This is a genomic window from Alteromonas oceanisediminis, assembly GCF_018474025.1.
Lineage (GTDB): Bacteria > Pseudomonadota > Gammaproteobacteria > Enterobacterales > Alteromonadaceae > Alteromonas_E > Alteromonas_E oceanisediminis.
Genome location: NZ_JAHCTA010000005.1, coordinates 191,622 through 208,615, shown reverse-complemented (window position 1 = coordinate 208,615; position 16,994 = coordinate 191,622). Strand labels below are relative to the sequence as shown.

Below are 16,994 nucleotides of genomic sequence, written 5' to 3'. Positions count from 1 at the left end.
CACGCTTCAGTGAACGAGAATAAAATGAAAGAATCGCGCCCCCAATTTGAATATATCAGCGCTGCAAAGCTGCCCACTCGCTTCGGTGAATTTCGCATTCATGGTTTTGTTGAACATAGCGGTCAGGAACACGTTGCATTGTCGTATGGCGACTGGCAACCCGATGACAATGTTTTGATGCGAGTGCATTCCGAGTGTTTAACCGGTGATGCATTGTTTAGCACTCGTTGTGATTGCGGTTTCCAACTTGAAAAAGCCCTGCAAAATATTGTCGAGCATGGCAAGGGCGTTTTGCTTTATCTGCGTCAGGAAGGGCGGGGTATCGGTTTGCTTAACAAGATAAAAGCTTACCAACTACAAGACACTGGCATGGATACCGTGGAAGCGAATCTGCATTTGGGGTTCGATGCTGATCTCAGAGAGTATTCGATTTGCGGTTTTATGCTTGAGACACTGAACGTCAAAAATGTCGTTTTGATGACGAATAATCCGCGAAAAGCGGCCGCCTTAAGTGATTTAGGCATCAATATCGTTGAGCGTAAACCGATTGATCACGGCATGACAGATGATAACAAACATTATCTTCGCACCAAAACGGAGAAGCTAGGGCACCTTTTCGATGCCCATCTGCTTAAATAACCCAAATTCAGGTTAACTAACTACTGGCGAGTGGCAGGCTCAGCTTCTCCACAGTCAGTGGTATCCAGCTTTTCACCTTTTACCCACATAGAAAGTCGGCGGCATAACACGTAAAAAATAGGCGTAAATATCAAGCCAAACAGGGTCACGCCCAGCATGCCGAAGAACACCGCGACACCCAGAGCCTGGCGCATTTCAGCCCCCGCGCCAGACGCCAGTACCAAGGGCACTACGCCCAGAATAAAAGCGAACGATGTCATGAGAATGGGGCGCAACCTCAAGCTAGCCGCATCAGAGGCAGCTTTGTATAAGGGCACACCGTTCTGCTCTTGCTGACGCGCGAACTCGACAATCAATATCGCATTCTTACTGGCTAAACCGACTAACACGATCAAGCCCACCTGCGTCAGAATATTGTTGTCCATGCCCATCATGCTTACGCCAGTAATTGCGCTAAGCAAGCACATGGGTACAATCAACACGACCGCCAGCGGTGTAGTCCAGCTTTCATACAGGGCAACCAGCAGCAAATATACAAATAACACCGCAAAAGCAAACGCAAACATACCCGTGTTGCCAGCTTGTTTTTGCTGGTAGGCCAGCTCCGTCCATTCGTAACTGATACCGTCGGGCAGAATGTCTGCGGCTAAGCGTTCCATCGTCGCAATCGCTTCGCCAGAGCTGTAGCCCGGCGCGGTGTCACCGATTAAGTCAGCCGCAGGGTACAAGTTGTAACGCGGTACGCGCGATGGACCTGAGCGATAGTCAAAGGTTGCTATAGAACTGAGTGGCACCATGTCACCTTCCGCATTGCGCACACGTATACGATTAATATCTTCCGCCGACATCCGATACGGCGCATCAGCCTGAGCCGTTACCCGGAAGGTTCTACCCAGATAGTTAAAATCATTCACAAAGGCACTGCCCAGATAAATTTCCAACGCGTTAAATACTTCAGACACTGGCACACCCAGCTTTTCAGCGCGTTCACGGTCAATATCAGCAAACAGTTGTGGTGTACTGGTTTCGAAAAAACTGAATACTGACGTCGTCGCCGGTGCTTGATTCGCCGCACCGGCCAATTGCCACATTGCGCCTTCAAGCACGCCCAGCCCTCGCCCACGGGTGTCTTGTAGCATCATTTTAAAGCCACCACCGTTGCCGACACCCCTCACCGCGGGCGGTGGTATAACCACTACGAAGGCTTCCTTGATAGACGTCATCTCAGCGCGTACCTGATTGACCAGTGAATCAAACTCGATGCCCTTGGCAATGCGATCGTCAAAGCTCGCTAAGGTCGGAAAGATAGCGGCCGCGTTAGACGCGTTGGTGAAAGTAGCCCCAGAAAACCCGGTAAAGCCAACCGAATTGTCGATACCGTCGATAGCCAGTAGTTTGTCAATCGCACGCTTAACGACTTCATCAGTGCGTTCGAGAGAAGCGCCAGGCGGTAGCTGGATGCTCACAATCAAATACCCTTGGTCCTGCGCTGGGATAAATCCCGCAGGGACTCGGTTAAACTGCACGGCGGTGAGTATCATTAATCCTGCATAAACGACCAGCGCGATCGCGCCTAACCGCACGAGGCGGCAGACTAAACGCCCATACGCACTTGAGGTCTTGTCCATGAGAAAATTGAAGCCGTGCATCAGCTTCGCAATAGGGTTAGTTCGCTGCTTTTTCTGTGCATGCGGTTTGAACAATAAAGCGGCTAGCGCAGGGCTGAGAATTAATGATACCAACACAGAAATTAGCGTCGCCACGGCAATAGTCACGGCAAACTGAGTGTAAAATTGCCCCGAGATCCCCCCGACAAAGGCAGTAGGCAAAAATACAGCGACTAACACCAGCCCCATTGCAACCAGTGCGCCACCCACTTCAGTCATGGTCTCACGGGCAGCCCGCAAGGGCCCCATGCCGTCCGCCATCAAACGTTCCATGTTTTCGACCACCACAATTGCGTCATCGACAACAATCCCGATGGCGAGCACCAACCCAAACAACGTTAAATTATTGAGTGAAAATCCAAAGGCATTCATCACCGCGAATGTGCCCACCAATGAGATGGGTATTGCCAAAATCGGGATCAATGCTGCGCGCCAATTTTGTAAAAATACCATGATAACCAACACCACCAGCGCGATAGCTTCGTAGATAGTCAGTTCTACTGCATCAACCGATGAGCGAATAAATTCAGTAGGGTTATAGACAATTTCATACACTAAATCAGGTGGAAAACGCTCCGCCAACTCAGCCATAGCTTGCTGAATACCTTCGGCGGTTTCCAGCGCGTTGGAGCCAGGGCGTTGGAAAATTGGCATTGCTATTGCGCTGTCGCGCCCCAGATAGCCGCGCGTTGCATAGCTCTCTGCGCCTAATTCAACCCGGCCAACATCAGACAGCCTGACAATACGGCCATCATCGTTCTTGATAATGACACGTTCAAACTGCTCCGGCTCAATCAAGCGGCCTTGGGTTTGCACAGACACTTCAAACGCGGTCTGACCGTTAGTGACCGGAGCTTGATTTAGCGTACCACTGGCGACCTGCACGTTCTGGCCGCGCAATGCCCCGATCACTTCGGCGGCGGTCATATCGACAGAGGCGATACGATCCGGATCAAGCCACACACGCATTGAATATTGACTGGCACCAAATAGGAGAATGTCACCCACGCCGTCAAGCCGTGTTAATCGGTCTTTAACCTGCAGCGTGACGTAGTTGGCAATGTAGGTTTGGTCATATGTCCCGTTGGGTGAGTACATATTCACCACCATCATCAGATCAGGCGAGTTTTTCTTCGTGGTAATGCCCAGACGCCGCACTTGTTCCGGTAAGCGAGGCTCTGCAATAGCGACGCGGTTTTGCACCTGAACCTGTGCTTTATCCAAGTCAGTGCCGAGCTTGAAGGTTACCGTAATGGTCACGCGCCCATCTGCCGTTGACTGCGACGACAGATACAGCATGTCTTCTACGCCGTTAATTTCTTGCTCAAGCGGCGTCGCTACCGTGTCAGCGGCGATTTGCGCATTTGCGCCAGGATAGGTCGCGGCAACTTGAATGGTGGGTGGCGCGACTTGCGGATACTGCTCAATCGGTAGCGAGAAGTACGACAAGCCGCCAACAATTAACACGATAATCGCCAGCACACTGGCGAATTTAGGACGATCAATAAAAAAGTGAGAAATATTCATGTAAATGCCCTACCAGCGATACTGGTCGGCAAGCGAAACTGTCTGCGGTTCTACCGCCATACCATCACGCGCGCGCATCAAACCGTTGACCACAACGCGATCGCTGGCGGTTAAACCCGAATTGATCACCCGCAGTTCAGGCGTGTGTAAGTCACCAATGGATACGTATTTGCGCGCAAACACATTATCTTGCCCCACGACGTACACAAATTTACGTGATTGATCGCTCCCAATGGCCGTGTCGGGCAATAGCATCACATCCACATTCTCTCGCGCCAACAGTTCTATGCGCCCAAAAACACCGGGTAAAATCAACCCATCAGAATTATCTAGTATCGCTCGGCCCTGTATCGTACCTGTACTGCGGTCAATTCGATTGTCTACAAAATCCATCACACCTGTATGCGAGTACTCTGTTTCGTCCTGTAACTTTATGCGCACTGGATTGGGCGTGTTGCGCGAACTTTTCCGTTCATCACTCTGCGTAAATCGGGAATACTTTAAGAACTCATTTTCACCGGCCTCAAAATAGAAATGAATGGGGTCAACCGACACAACCGTCGTCAGCAGCGTGGCTGATTCTGCCGAAATAAGATTACCGACATTGACATAGTCGCGGCTCACCAAACCACTGATTGGCGAGCGCACCTCGGTAAACTCCATATCCAACTTGGCCGCTTCCAGCGCGGCATTCGCTTGCTGAAACTCACTAAAACGACGATCGACCTCTTCCTGAGAGATTGAATTTTTTGCACGTAAATCCTGACCTCGGTCAAGCTCTTTTTTGGCGAGGTCGTAGCGTGCCTGAGCACTGTTTAAGGCAATCTTGAAGGGCCGCTGATCGATCACGAACAACACATGGCCTTTTTCCACCTGCTGACCATCCCGAAAATTGACTGAATCCACATAGCCGCTAACGCGCGCACGTATTTCGACCTCGCTGACAGCTTCAAAGCGCCCTGAGTATTCGTCCCACTGCGTGATGGTGGCGCTGATGGGATTCGCAACGTCAACCTGTGGTGCCTGCGGGGGTTGTTGCGCTTGTTCTGGTTGAGAACATCCAGCCAGTAAGGTGAAAGTGACAATAATGAACACACTGATGTGAACCAATTTCATGGTGAATTCCTTTGCGTTACCGTAAATATAACTCTCTTAACAGCGGATAAAAGAGAGTGCCGACTGAATCGATTTAGATGAGACGTGAAAAGCGTTACAGTTACTATACGCCTTTCCAAAAAATAGACCAACTCTACGCGGAATAACTTATACGAAGAGTGATTGTGTTCAGCTACGGTTAAGACCCCAACGGCTATAACGTCACCATGGCCGCATTAACTGACGGCACTCAATGAGGTGAAGAAATGAAATCGACACAAAAATTAGCCTTAATCTATGCGCTGGCGTTGGTGCTTAGTATTAGCCTTGCGATCCAGTTCGCCAGTGCGCAGGAGCAGACCGAATACACAGCTTCCACGTTAACTGAGGAAGAATTGGACCGAGTATTGGCCCCAATTGCCCTGTATCCCGACACGCTATTAACCCATGTTCTGATTGCATCGACATATCCGCTGGACGTCATCCGGGCGGCTCGTTGGCGAGATAAGAATGAAGGTTTAGACCACGATGATGCCCTGGCAGCCGTTGAAGACTTTGATTGGGATCCGAGCGTCAAGGCTCTCGCGCCGTTCAATGATGTACTGCAAAAAATGGCAGAAGACATTGATTGGCTCAATTACCTCGGCGACAGCATGGTAGCAGACGAAGAATGGGTGATGGCTCGCGTACAAGCATTGCGAACCCGCGCTTATGCGCAGGGGAATTTGAACAACAACGATTATATCGCGGTGGAACGAGAAGACGACGTGATCGTTATCGAAACCGTGCGCGAGCGAGTCGTTTATGTGCCCTTTTATGACACACATGTGGTTTATGGTTCTTGGTGGCATCACCACAACCCTTACTACTGGCACCATCCACGTCACTATCGCGCTTATCACAGTGGATTTTACTGGGGCCCCAGTATTCGGGTTTCAACCGGGTTCTTTTTTGGTGGGTTCCATTGGCGCCATGGCTATGTTGTCGTTAATCCTCATTATCGCGTTCGGGGTTACAGTGGCTATCGGCACGGTTACAAGCGGGTATACAGCCGTGAATATCAGCGCTGGTCTCACAATGTTCAACACCGTAAAGCGCGCTATAACAACCGTGTAATCACCCATTATAACGCGCGCCGATCTCAGCCGGCGGGGATCGTGTCGTCGCGCGAGGCGCACAGCAAAGTACAGGTGCAGAACCATCGTCAGGTGCAAACTCGCGAGTATGGCGACTATCAGAAGGCGGTGCCGCTGGAACTGAAAAGCCAGCGCAGAGTAGAACGCAGTAATGTGATCCGTACTGCAAAACCGTCTGAATCACGCAAAGTTAACCGAAATGACGTGGTACGCCCTAACCAGCCCGCAGCGCGGGTGCAGAAATCGCAGCCAAGTCAGCGGATTGACAAGTACGAGGCAAAACAAGACCGGGTGGTACCGACGAAAGTACCGCAGGCAACACGAAATGTGCAGACACAACGCTCGGTTCAGACCAAAACGGTCACTCAGAGTCAGCGTTCGCACCATCGTAGTAAGCCGTCTGTACAACATCGAGCCAAGCCGGTCAGACCGACCGTTGATCGTGAAAAGTAACGGCGCTAACCGTGGCCGAATTTGCTCACAAAGGCATCAGCGAAGCGCTGCGCGGAATGATCGTCCATATTAAAATAGAGGCTGGGCTCAATTAACTCGACTTCCATGACGGCAAGGCCTTGTGCGGTTTCAATAAGATCGATACGCGCATAAAGTGCACGCGCTGGCAGGGCTGCCAGCGTTTTTTCCGCAACCTCAAGCATTGCTGGTGTCGGCGTCACAGAGCTAAGTGAGCCTCCATGCTCCTCTTGCACCCGAAAGTCATTGTGTTTCGGCGTTTTCAAAATCGCGTGACTGTAGTCATGGTCAAAGTAAAATAAGGAGTATTCTCCCGGTGATAAAATGGATGGCAGAAAAGGCTGAAGCATCAAAGCGCGCTGTGCAAAAACAGCCATCAACTGAGGCTCCTCGCTGGAGATATCAGCATTTGACAGTCGATAGGTAAAGTCAGCGTTTGCGCTGACAACGGGCTTTACGATCAGCTCGTCACTGGCAAACGCTGACATCGCTGCGTGCAACATGCCTTTTTCCAGTTTCTCTTCCCAGCGAGTAGGCACTATCGGCACGCCTTGTGCGTTAAGGTCGCGCAGGTATCGTTTGTCAATATTCCACTTCATCAGCGCCAGCGGATTTTCCAGCGTTGCCGAGGAACTGTCTATACGCGCTAAACACTGCACAAACGCGTCAACGTCCTGCTGATAATCCCAAGGGCTGCGAACCAACACCACATCATATGCGTTCCAGTTCACCATCGGGTCACGCCATGATTCGATTGCGGTACGCCAGTTGGCGGCACGTAGCGGTGCGTCAAGAAGCGTGTCGTAGGAAAAAAAATCATCCAAACTATCCATGCTGAGTATCGCGACGTTTTTCATTGAGAATTTCTACTGTTTATGCAATGAGTTTACGGTGAGAGATGATAACCCGTTTCATCGCAAACACCAGCGGCTCATCGTGAACCTCGAATTGTCCATGCAGGTCCGAAATTTCTGCGATACACTTGATACCCTCAACGCCAGCAGTAGCGATTGTGTATGAAGCCGGTAAGTTATTGTATTTAGGCCCCTACGCGGCGGGACTGGGTTGCTTCTGTGCCAACGACGCTCCTGTGTTTACGAACAAGAATAATAATTCTTAAAGCGTTATCACTAATTTTTTCTTATCAATTTCAATCGACTGAGGCTTAATTTCACCTAAGCCAATATCAAATCTGGATAAATCGATTAAAACGATCAAGGGCAGTGATTCACCGACCACACTGCGGATGGTGTCCAACAATTCTGCGGTATCATCCATAGAACTTTCTTGCACCGTGAATTCGCTCAGTGTGGGATTCTTAACCTGTAAATTGTAGTCTGCTGGATCATACGCCAGTTCACCAGACAGTGAACCTCGGGCTTTCAGCATCTGGCGATTTTTGATTGCGGTAATTTCAGTCGAAATGCGCAATGAACCGGTAGCGTCGTCAATAGTGACAATCGGGTCGGAAAAGAAAATGTCGGTGCCTTGGTAACTTTTCTTCTGCGGAAAAGCCGCTTGAACAAACCGGTTAATATCTTGCTCGCTAATCGAAAAAGAGATAGCCGACACCGGCAGAGAAGTCAACAAAACGCCCGCTGCGAATAGCATCAGACAAACAATCTGTGAACGCATAATGCGATATTTCATAAAAATCCTATTCATAATAAACAAACACAACGCCCCATAGATAGGGCACCTTTGCATCGCCAACGATTCCTAAGATGAAAGGCGTGTTACGACAGTCTATACTAGCACCCTTATGAATCAACCGAACAGCAGGAAATCAATGACCTATCCAGTATCAATTGGCACACCGGGTAAGCCATGGGGCGAGCCAGAGATAAACCAGTGGCGTGAAATGCAGCAGCGTGTGCGCAGCTATCAAGAACAGGTTTTGGATAAAATTGATAGGTTGGATGGCCGTTTTGAACGTGTGCAATATGGCGCGTTACCCTATGATGAACAGCGTTACCCGCTGTACGCTTTGAAGACGAAAGAGTGGCAGCGCAACAAGCCTTACGTATTAGTAACTGGCGGTGTGCATGGCTATGAAACCAGCGGGGTACAGGGTGCTTTGGCATTTTTAGATCGTTGCGCAGAGGACTATGCAAAACACTTCAATATCATTGTAGTGCCCTGTATCAGCCCATGGGGCTACGAAACGATTAATCGCTGGAATCCGCATGCTGTTGACCCCAACCGCTCGTTTTTCACCAATTCGCCTTCACCAGAGGCAGCACAAGTTATGGCACTTGTTGAAGGCTTGAATGTAGAGCTACTTGCGCATTTCGATTTGCACGAAACCACGGATACCGACAACACTGAGTTTCGCCCAGCTTTGGCTGACAGAGACGGCACCACTCACGACGAATGGACAATACCGGATGGATTTTACACGGTTGACGATACCAGTCGTGCCAATCAGGATTTTCAGGCAGCAGTGATAGCGTCTGTTGAAAAAGTCACTCATATTGCGCCGCCAGATGAGCATGGCAAAATCATTGGTGCTGACGTGACTCAACACGGCGTGATCCACTATGACAAAACATCGTTGCACCTGTGTGGTGGATTTACCAATGCCCAGTACGTGACGACAACCGAAGTGTACCCTGACAGTGAGGAAGCCACTCCAGCACAGTGCATCGATGCACAAGTTGCGGCAATAACCGGTGGATTAGACTATCTGTTGACGCAAAAATGATCATACTATAGGCGTTCAACATTTCACTTCGGTACCTTCATGGCTGACCGTAACGAACGCATTGAGCGCCGCTTTGGCGAGCCGTTAGGTACTGCACCCGGCGGCGTGATTTCTTATTCATCGGATTACAAAACGGCCGATGCCAGCGTATTTCCTTCGCGTAGTTCATTCCGCAGCTATGTTAATGGCATTTATATGGGTTACAAATGGCAGTGTGTGGAGTTTGCCCGCCGCTGGTTGTATGTCAATAAAGGCTATATTTTCAACGATGTTGCCATGGCATACGACATTTTTAACCTATGCTATGTCCGCGATCTCATTAATTATCAGGAGCTGCCACTGCATTCTTTTAGGAATGGTGCATTGCGTCGCCCTGAAGTGGGTTGCCTGTTGATCTGGGAAGAGGGCGGTGAGTTTGAGGAAACCGGTCATGTGGCGATTGTGACCGAGGTTTTCGAGGATAAAATTCGCATTGCTGAACAAAACATGGATTTCTATCAGTGGCCAGAAGGGCAGGACTATTCACGCGAGATCAAAGCCAAAGTGGGCGCGCAAGGCGACTATTGGCTCCATTGCCCGTCGCAGGGCTCCACCATTCTTGGCTGGGTCATTCAAACCACGGACCCAACCCACGCTGTGGTGCACGAAACGCCTGACAGTAAAGCGCTAAATATTGTCGCCCACGTAGCCAAAGCCTCCTCACATTCAGAATTGCCATGGCTGAATCTCGCCAACGATGACGAAAGCGCCTATGTCGATATGATGGGGGGCCACTTTCTTGCTGCTCAGACCACACAGCGGCTACGCTATTATCAAATTACGGCGGCGGCAAAGGCGGCGCTGGAATCTGCAACCGATGAGCTGCATCAAATGTTCTTGCACGCTACCGATTACGCACTCGAGCGACCCGAGCTGTTGCGTAAATTTGGCTTGCCGGATACGGTTCTCTCGAAGATTAAAGTGTCGTGGGAAAATCGTAAAAATCAATTGATCACCAGCCGATTCGACTTTGCCATGTCTGAGCGAGGGCTCAAAGTCTATGAATACAACTGTGACTCGGCGTCGTGTTACATGGAAGTGGGCAAGGTGCAGGGAAAGTGGTTTAAACACTTCGATGTAAAGGGCGGCTATGATGCAGGCGCAGAACTCACTAGAAAGTTAATTAAAGCCTGGAAGGTCAGTGATATCGATGATGTGATACATGTTCTGCAAGATGATGATGCCGAAGAAACCTACCATGCCCTGTATATGAAAAGTGCGATTGAAGCGGCAGGGCATCGCTGTGAGATCGTGGTGGGCGTGGATGCTTTGCGCTGGGGGGAAAATGGCTGCATCGTCGACGCACTAGGTAATCAGGTTAAGTGGGTATGGAAAACTTGGGCATGGGAAACCGCCATTGACGAGCTGCGCTTTGATAACGAGCAGACGGCAAGCCGGCCTTTAAACTCCCACAATAGCACGCCCTCCCTGTCAGACGTTCTGCTCAATAATGATATTATGGTGTTTGAGCCGCTGTGGACGCTCATTCCGAGTAACAAAGCCATCTTACCCATTCTCTGGTCGCTATTTCCAAACCACCCGCTGCTACTCAATACCGATTTTGCGCTCAACGATGAACTGTGCGCCAGTGGCTACGTAGTTAAACCCATCGTGGGTCGATGCGGGGCAAACATCAAACTCATCGATCATCAGCAGCAAACACTAGCGGAAAAGGCAGGCGCTTTTGAACATCGTGAACAAATTTATCAGCAATTATTTGCATTGCCACTAATTGAAGGCATGTATGTGCAAGTATGTACGTTTACAGCGCAAGGTCATTACGCGGGTGCTGGCGTTCGCGTCGATCCAAGTATGATTATTGGAAAAGACAGTGACTGTGTCGCACTTCAAATTGACTACGAAGAAGAAACTGACACATAAACGATGAAAACATCGTTTTATGTGCAAATTTGGCACTATACCGCGCACGGTAAGGTTACTTCACTCAGGTCACTTTACGCATTCGATTTAGTCATGCCTCATCATACACATTGGTCTTCATCAGTTAGTTTCTTGCGATCTTTTCTTAGATCACTGGCGCATCGACGCTGGGCAATACTGGCTTCACCTTGCGTCTTCAAGCGAAAACATTCGTGAGAGCAAACCTTTTGTTCTGGACAAAGCGGTCATCGACCCAGCGCGCTAATCAACCTAAACGCGGGATAAGTTAGAATAGTCATTCTTTAACCATGAGTGGACCTGATTGTTGGAGTCATTTTAGCCGTAATTTGCAGATTCTCCTTGAGTAACGACGCCGCCTCAGGCTATTAAAAGACACCCGTAGCCTAAACAATAAGATATGCAACAATAAAGGATGCAGAGCGCCATTTTGCAGTGACGGTGCGACAGGTTCACATCGTTTAGCGACTAAAACATAAAATGAAGCATTTTTTGCAGTTAATGAGAATCATTGTTATTTGCATGCGCATGGATTACACTCGCGTTCATTGTACATACATGGAGTCTGTAAACTGATGCAGCTCACGCTTTTATCACACCGCAACGCAACGAAATTTGCCTCCCGACCATCAAAAAACAAGTGTCATATAGCTATCTTGGCCAGCACAGTCATTGCTGGAGTGCCGTGTGCAACTGCAAATCCTCAACAAAGCGACGCAGAGTCAAACATTGAGGTTGTGGAGGTTGTCGGTAACAAATACCGGCCGCAGGAAGCGTCATCTTTAGGCTTTGGTCTTGAGATGGATAAACTACCGGCCAGTATCGCCGTTTTATCCAGTGATTTTATTAAGAATTCGCAAACCGACAGGCTGCGTGATTTGCTTACCTATATTCAAGGCGTAACCCTTTCTGACGATGGAGGATGGACGGCTGATGGGATTATCATTCGCGGTTTTGACACCAACGGGCAGCTCTACTTTGATGGGGTGAAACAAACGCCGCTGACCATTAGACCGAACTTTGCCACCATCGAGCGTGTGGAAGTTTTAAAAGGTGCCGCCAGCGCTGATTTTGGAGTCACGGAACCCGGTGGCGTGATCAACATTATTCGAAAGAAACCGTTCAATGGTCAAGCTGGTAGCCTGAATGTATCGGCGGGTAGCTTTGGTCAGCGCGAAGCTACGCTGGATATGAACAGCGCATTTCTCGCCGAAGGCCAACTGCAGACGCGATTGATTGCTTCCTACACTGAATCGGCTGAATGGCGTCAAGGGAGAAAAGATAACGACAACATCTACGACTTTGTGATTGCCCCCTCCATGCGCTACGCCTACAGCGAAACCGGCGATGTGATCCTTGCCTATGAGAAAGTGTACCAGGCAGACCCTCAGGATCGCGGTATTATCTATGTTGAAGATGCATTTGAAGGGGGCTTTGCACCGCGAGATTGGAGCTGGCATCAAAACTCAGGAGAGCAGGTGAATCGAATCGACCGACTCACGTTAGAATGGCAAGACCAAGTCACCAGTGATCTAGCTATCAGAGCACTCTACAGTTATACCGACTACCATTATGTTAATCGAGAATATCGAAATGCGAATACAGAGTTTCGCGGAAATGGATTGAGCCCCTATAGTGCGGATGGACGGTCATGGAATGGCAACACCACGTTTGAGGCACGCTACGCTTTCTGGGACTCACAATCAGACACAACCAATCTTAAATTTGAAATGGAATATGACTTCAGCTTAGGCAACGTTGAAAACGCCATTATCGCTGGCTGGCGCAAGTTTGACACTGAAGAAAACGGTGCGTTTTTCGATACTCAGGTTGAAGGCAATACCACCGTCAATCTTTTCAATCCCGATCCGAATGGGTTGAGCACTGATGTCACGGTTCTGCCAGATCCCTTCCTGGGTGGGCAAACGATCGAAGAGACCGGCTACTTCGCCAAGTTACTTACGGAATTTTCACCCAAATTCCGAACACTGCTCAGTGCTCAATATACTGAGTTTGAGGGAGACTCTTTCGGGGATATCAGCCAGAGTGATGATGTATCCATTCGTGTTGCAGGCTCCTATGACATTCATGAAAACTTCACGCTGTTCACCGGTTACAGCGACGCTTTTCTGCCGCAAGGCGGCGTGACACGAGCCGGTGAGATGCTGTCACCCACCCACGATAAGAGCTATGAAATTGGCGTTAAGGCATCGCTATTCGACAGTCGGGTGTTGTGGACTAGCAGCTTATTTCACACAAATCGTAGCGATATTGTCGCCTCTGACCCAACCAATGATGATGATCTCAATGAGTTCTTTGTGATCAACTTTGGCGAAGTCGAAATCTCTGGGTTTGAAACCGAATTTGCCGGGCGTGTTAGCGATCAATTCAACGTACGCGTGGGTTTCTCGCTATTAGACTCTGAAATTATCAAAACAGATACCGGCCCGTTCGAAGGTAATGAGTTTGCCAACACCGCCGATTTGCAAATCAGTGGCTTTGCCGACTACAACTTTGCCCGCTTTGAACTGCCTCGATTGACGGCCACGCTGGGTGTGATCCATATTGGTGAACGCCAAGGCAATAGTGGCAATACGATCCAATTACCGGCTTACACTACTGTCGATATAGGTCTGAATTACGCGGTGTCAGAACGACTGGAATTGTTCGCCTTTGCCAGCAATGTATTTGACGATACGGTAATTTTGTCGATGCAGGACTCAGGGACTCGCTCCGACCAAGTTGATGTGGGCAATCGCAGCTTATTTCGCGTGGGTGCAAAATATCAATTTTAAGTCGTTCGGCGTTAACTTATGGAGATATAAGACGGTTTTGTTAGCCGTCTTTTCTCTTTGGAAAAGGTGTGTGCAGCGTGGCAGCAAAAAGTTGGTTTAAGCTACACAGCGTCGTTGGGGTACTCACCGGCCTATTGCTTTTTATCACCTGCTGGAGCGGCACGTTCGCAGTGATATCGCATGAGTTGGATTGGCTGACAACGCCAGCGCTGAGAATTCAGGCTCAGGCAAGCGCGTTTGATTGGCAACAAATGCACTCGAATGTGCAGGAACGTTACCCCAATTCAGAGATCCGCTGGATCAGCGCGCCGGAATTCAAAGGGTTTGTCGCCACTGCGGTTATTGACCGCCCCTCACAACCGTTATCAAGAGTGTATCTGAACCCTTACACCGGAGAGATCACGGGTGACAGCAGTTACTTCACCATTCAACGTTTCTTTCGCAGTTTTCACATGAGCCTGTTTGATGTAGGCGGCATTGGCTATTGGATCATCTACCTGCTATCTATCGCCTTGACGCTTTCGGTGATAACGCCCTTATTATTTTACAAACGCTGGTGGAAGCAGTGCTTTCAGTTCAACTGGGGCCGTGGAAGAAAACGATGGAGTGAAGCGCATAAGTCCTTCGGTGTCTGGGGGCTCGGCTTCTCAGTCATTATCGCAGCCAGCGCAGTGTGGTACCTGATTGAAGCCCTTAACTACGAAATAAACGGTGTCTGGAGTTATGCAGGACAAGATGAACACGCTGTGATCACAATTGGCGCTGCTGCCAGCGATCATAGCCTTCCATTAATAGCCGTTAACGATTTAGTCGCACGCACATCAACGCTCCGACCCGACATCACCGTCGGCCAAGTATCTTTTGATAAAGAGCTTGGCACCGTCAAAGTGCAGGGCAAAGCGAACAACATTTTGGTTCGCGAGCGTGCGAACCATATCCTTTTTGATTGGCGCACCGGCAGCGTTATTTATGAACAAAACAGTGCAACCCTGCCTGTATACTGGTTTATTTCTCACATCGCCGATCCGCTGCACTTCGGTAACTTCGCTGGACTAACCAGCAAGATAATGTGGTTCATTTTTTCATTGATGTTGTGTTTCAGCGTGCTCAGTGGCACTTGGCTGTATGCTTACCGTACCTTGCGCAGCGCCGGTAGTCGCGCTGATAGACGCAGCGTGCTGATCGCAGTGATTGCCACTCTATTGACATTAATCGCTTCCAGTTACGCGGGGTGGCAGGAAATACTCGGCTACGGCAGCGTCGTCAACGCCGCACCGACGTTTCCGGACGTGAATCCAGCGTCCTTAAGTGTACTCGTCGCGTGGACGTTGTCTTCGGTTGTCATGATCGTTGTGTGGTGCCTACTTTTATTAAACCCAGAGAAATTTAACATTGCTCCTCGTCGGCGAGTCGTTTCAGGTTAGCAAGAATGGCACTGTTTTCGGATTGTCCCTCATCCATTATGAGGAACAATCTTATTAGAAAGTATTACGTAAGTAGAGAGGTGGGAGCTTTTTTCAATCAAGTAGCGCTATTACAGCGGCCCTGCGCAGACCATGTTTGAATATTTGAGGGCTCAGATTCTCCACTCTCATTAATTGCAATTATCCGATACTCGTAGTTATTACTATCAAAATCTGCAATAGCATCTTTGAACAACACATTGACCTTGGGGTCAAACTCCAACTGACCATCGGAAAGCTTGGTGGTTAGCGAACGCCATACATTGCTTCCCGACACTCGTCTCTCAATACGATATATGCGTCCGAGCGGCGCTCCCATAAACCTTATCTCGCCACACTCGCCAATCGGGCGCAATAGTGGAGAAAGCGGCACGGGTAGCGGGGAGGCATAACCTAATCCTTGCATGCTGGCTTGCATCTGGCGAACCAGATTTATAACTTGGATTTCTTTGTTTTGGTATGCTTCAGGAAATCCGGGTAGGCGGTAGCTTTGATATCCCGTATCACCTTCATGATGCCAGTAAAAACCGCCATCGTGACGATGACCACGGAAGCCCCAGACAAAGCCGCCCACCGCCCGATGGCCAGCTACCTCCTTACTAACAATGGCCTCAGCGATCGATTTCATTTTATCTGTCGGCAGTAAGCCATACTCCCCAACTATGTAAGCTTTTCGTCCGGCTATGGATCCTAGATCGTGTTCAACAGTGTCCGGATTATTATTTCCATTCACTGAGTAAAAATGGTTGCTGATAATATCGACGTTTTCGTCGATTAGGGAAGAAGGAGTAATAGACAAATAGTTGCCATCAACCACTAGTTGGTTTGGTGCCAACGACTTAATTTTTGCAGCAGTGGCCGAAACAAACTCCGAAGTACTATCCTTTAATTCATTTCCTGTTTCCCATGCCATAATGGCTTTTTCTTCAAAGTAGTGCCGCCCTGTAAGGCTATTTTTTCTGGTAATTACAGATTCAATAATGTGCAAATAAGCCTTGTAGGTTTTACTGTCAGTCCGGTAAAAGTCAGCGCCTGTTTCACCATAAAATGCTGCCAATTCTGCTCGTCCTCCCCACCACTGCCAATGATCAATGAATGGCAGAATAAGGCGAAGATTGTGCTTGTCAGCCAAGGCAATCATACGATCATAAACCTTCATTGCTTGCTCATTGAGCTGCGGCATTCCTCCTTCAATCACGGGAGAGTTGATGTGCGTTTGACGACCGCACGCACTGTCATCCGGGTGTTCTATGGATAAGACATAGATCCTCATGGCAGTGTGCCCAGAGCGCGTTAATGCTTGGATCCAATTGTGTTGCTCATCTTCAGTAGGCCATTTAAAGTGTTGCCCCCACCCTCTTCGATCTTGTTTGCAAGTGCCACGAGCGTCATCTTCAATGCGATGCAATTCTGGAGCATGCAGACCAAAAAAGCGAAATTCCTTTTTACCGTCATATAATTGGCTTCCCTGCCGGCTTATAAAATAGTCAAAAGAAAATACTTGACCCGAAGTCACAATCAATAGCGCAGCCAATACGAGAGAAATCCTAATGCCCATG

12 protein-coding genes are annotated in these 16,994 nt (G+C 49.1%); 7 read left to right on the top strand and 5 right to left on the bottom strand.

Annotated features, from left to right (window positions below):
* The first annotated feature begins 24 nt into the window (after positions 1-24).
* Positions 25-639, top strand: coding sequence for a GTP cyclohydrolase II (gene ribA, locus KIU71_RS10450; RefSeq protein ID WP_214131221.1), 615 nt, complete (start codon positions 25-27; stop codon positions 637-639).
* 20 nt (positions 640-659) lie between these two features.
* On the opposite strand, the gene KIU71_RS10445 is transcribed toward ribA, so the two are convergent.
* Both KIU71_RS10445 and KIU71_RS10440 read right to left on the bottom strand, forming a co-directional pair.
* Entirely contained in the window at positions 660-3,833 is a 3,174-nt protein-coding gene (locus tag KIU71_RS10445; RefSeq protein ID WP_214131220.1) for an efflux RND transporter permease subunit, read from the bottom strand.
* A gap of 9 nt (positions 3,834-3,842) precedes the next feature.
* The gene (locus tag KIU71_RS10440; protein ID WP_214131219.1) at positions 3,843-4,949 is read right to left on the bottom strand and encodes an efflux RND transporter periplasmic adaptor subunit; all 1,107 of its coding nucleotides are present in this window, start codon (positions 4,947-4,949) and stop codon (positions 3,843-3,845) included.
* Between the two features lie 245 nt (positions 4,950-5,194).
* On the opposite strand from KIU71_RS10440, the gene KIU71_RS10435 reads away from it, so the two are divergent.
* The gene (locus tag KIU71_RS10435; RefSeq protein ID WP_214131218.1) at positions 5,195-6,517 is read left to right on the top strand and encodes a DUF3300 domain-containing protein; all 1,323 of its coding nucleotides are present in this window, start codon (positions 5,195-5,197) and stop codon (positions 6,515-6,517) included.
* 5 nt (positions 6,518-6,522) lie between these two features.
* Here KIU71_RS10435 and KIU71_RS10430 read toward each other — a convergent pair whose 3' ends face one another.
* The gene (locus KIU71_RS10430) at positions 6,523-7,392 is read right to left on the bottom strand and encodes an ATP-grasp domain-containing protein (RefSeq protein WP_214131217.1); all 870 of its coding nucleotides are present in this window, start codon (positions 7,390-7,392) and stop codon (positions 6,523-6,525) included.
* Between the two features lie 125 nt (positions 7,393-7,517).
* On the opposite strand from KIU71_RS10430, the gene KIU71_RS18110 reads away from it, so the two are divergent.
* A complete protein-coding gene (locus KIU71_RS18110) occupies positions 7,518-7,655 on the top strand; it encodes a DUF6436 domain-containing protein (RefSeq protein ID WP_390881850.1) in 138 nt (45 codons plus the stop codon).
* Here the strand turns inward: KIU71_RS18110 and KIU71_RS10425 are convergent.
* Positions 7,652-8,185 carry a DUF1439 domain-containing protein gene (locus KIU71_RS10425; RefSeq protein ID WP_214131216.1) on the bottom strand — a complete coding sequence of 178 codons (534 nt, stop codon included), beginning with the start codon at positions 8,183-8,185 and terminating at the stop codon, positions 7,652-7,654. The genes KIU71_RS18110 and KIU71_RS10425 overlap by 4 nt on opposite strands.
* A gap of 139 nt (positions 8,186-8,324) precedes the next feature.
* Between KIU71_RS10425 and KIU71_RS10420 the strand changes: the two genes are divergently transcribed.
* The 4 genes from KIU71_RS10420 to KIU71_RS10405 all read left to right on the top strand — a co-directional run bounded on the left by KIU71_RS10420 (position 8,325) and on the right by KIU71_RS10405 (position 15,396).
* Positions 8,325-9,239, top strand: coding sequence for a M14 family metallopeptidase (locus KIU71_RS10420; protein ID WP_214131215.1), 915 nt, complete (start codon positions 8,325-8,327; stop codon positions 9,237-9,239).
* A 39-nt stretch (positions 9,240-9,278) separates the two neighbouring features.
* Positions 9,279-11,159, top strand: a complete 1,881-nt coding sequence (locus tag KIU71_RS10415) for a glutathionylspermidine synthase family protein (RefSeq protein WP_214131214.1) — start codon at positions 9,279-9,281, stop codon at positions 11,157-11,159.
* Between the two features lie 593 nt (positions 11,160-11,752).
* The gene (locus tag KIU71_RS10410; RefSeq protein ID WP_214131213.1) at positions 11,753-13,972 is read left to right on the top strand and encodes a TonB-dependent siderophore receptor; all 2,220 of its coding nucleotides are present in this window, start codon (positions 11,753-11,755) and stop codon (positions 13,970-13,972) included.
* A gap of 77 nt (positions 13,973-14,049) precedes the next feature.
* Positions 14,050-15,396 carry a PepSY-associated TM helix domain-containing protein gene (locus tag KIU71_RS10405; protein WP_214131212.1) on the top strand — a complete coding sequence of 449 codons (1,347 nt, stop codon included), beginning with the start codon at positions 14,050-14,052 and terminating at the stop codon, positions 15,394-15,396.
* Between the two features lie 97 nt (positions 15,397-15,493).
* On the opposite strand, the gene KIU71_RS10400 is transcribed toward KIU71_RS10405, so the two are convergent.
* Positions 15,494-16,993, bottom strand: coding sequence for a beta-mannanase man5E (locus KIU71_RS10400; RefSeq protein WP_214131211.1), 1,500 nt, complete (start codon positions 16,991-16,993; stop codon positions 15,494-15,496).
* Between the last annotated feature and the right edge of the window lies 1 nt (position 16,994).

Excerpts from the sequence above, each read along its gene's own strand:
- ribA (WP_214131221.1), top strand. The coding sequence starts at position 25 with ATGAAAGAATCGCGCCCCCAATTTGAATATATCAGCGCTGCAAAGCTG.
- KIU71_RS10445 (WP_214131220.1), bottom strand. The coding sequence starts at position 3,833 with ATGAATATTTCTCACTTTTTTATTGATCGTCCTAAATTCGCCAGTGTG.
- KIU71_RS10440 (WP_214131219.1), bottom strand. The coding sequence starts at position 4,949 with ATGAAATTGGTTCACATCAGTGTGTTCATTATTGTCACTTTCACCTTA.
- KIU71_RS10435 (WP_214131218.1), top strand. The coding sequence starts at position 5,195 with ATGAAATCGACACAAAAATTAGCCTTAATCTATGCGCTGGCGTTGGTG.
- KIU71_RS10430 (WP_214131217.1), bottom strand. The coding sequence starts at position 7,392 with ATGAAAAACGTCGCGATACTCAGCATGGATAGTTTGGATGATTTTTTT.
- KIU71_RS10425 (WP_214131216.1), bottom strand. The coding sequence starts at position 8,185 with ATGAAATATCGCATTATGCGTTCACAGATTGTTTGTCTGATGCTATTC.
- KIU71_RS10420 (WP_214131215.1), top strand. The coding sequence starts at position 8,325 with ATGACCTATCCAGTATCAATTGGCACACCGGGTAAGCCATGGGGCGAG.
- KIU71_RS10415 (WP_214131214.1), top strand. The coding sequence starts at position 9,279 with ATGGCTGACCGTAACGAACGCATTGAGCGCCGCTTTGGCGAGCCGTTA.
- KIU71_RS10410 (WP_214131213.1), top strand. The coding sequence starts at position 11,753 with ATGCAGCTCACGCTTTTATCACACCGCAACGCAACGAAATTTGCCTCC.
- KIU71_RS10400 (WP_214131211.1), bottom strand. The coding sequence starts at position 16,993 with ATGGGCATTAGGATTTCTCTCGTATTGGCTGCGCTATTGATTGTGACT.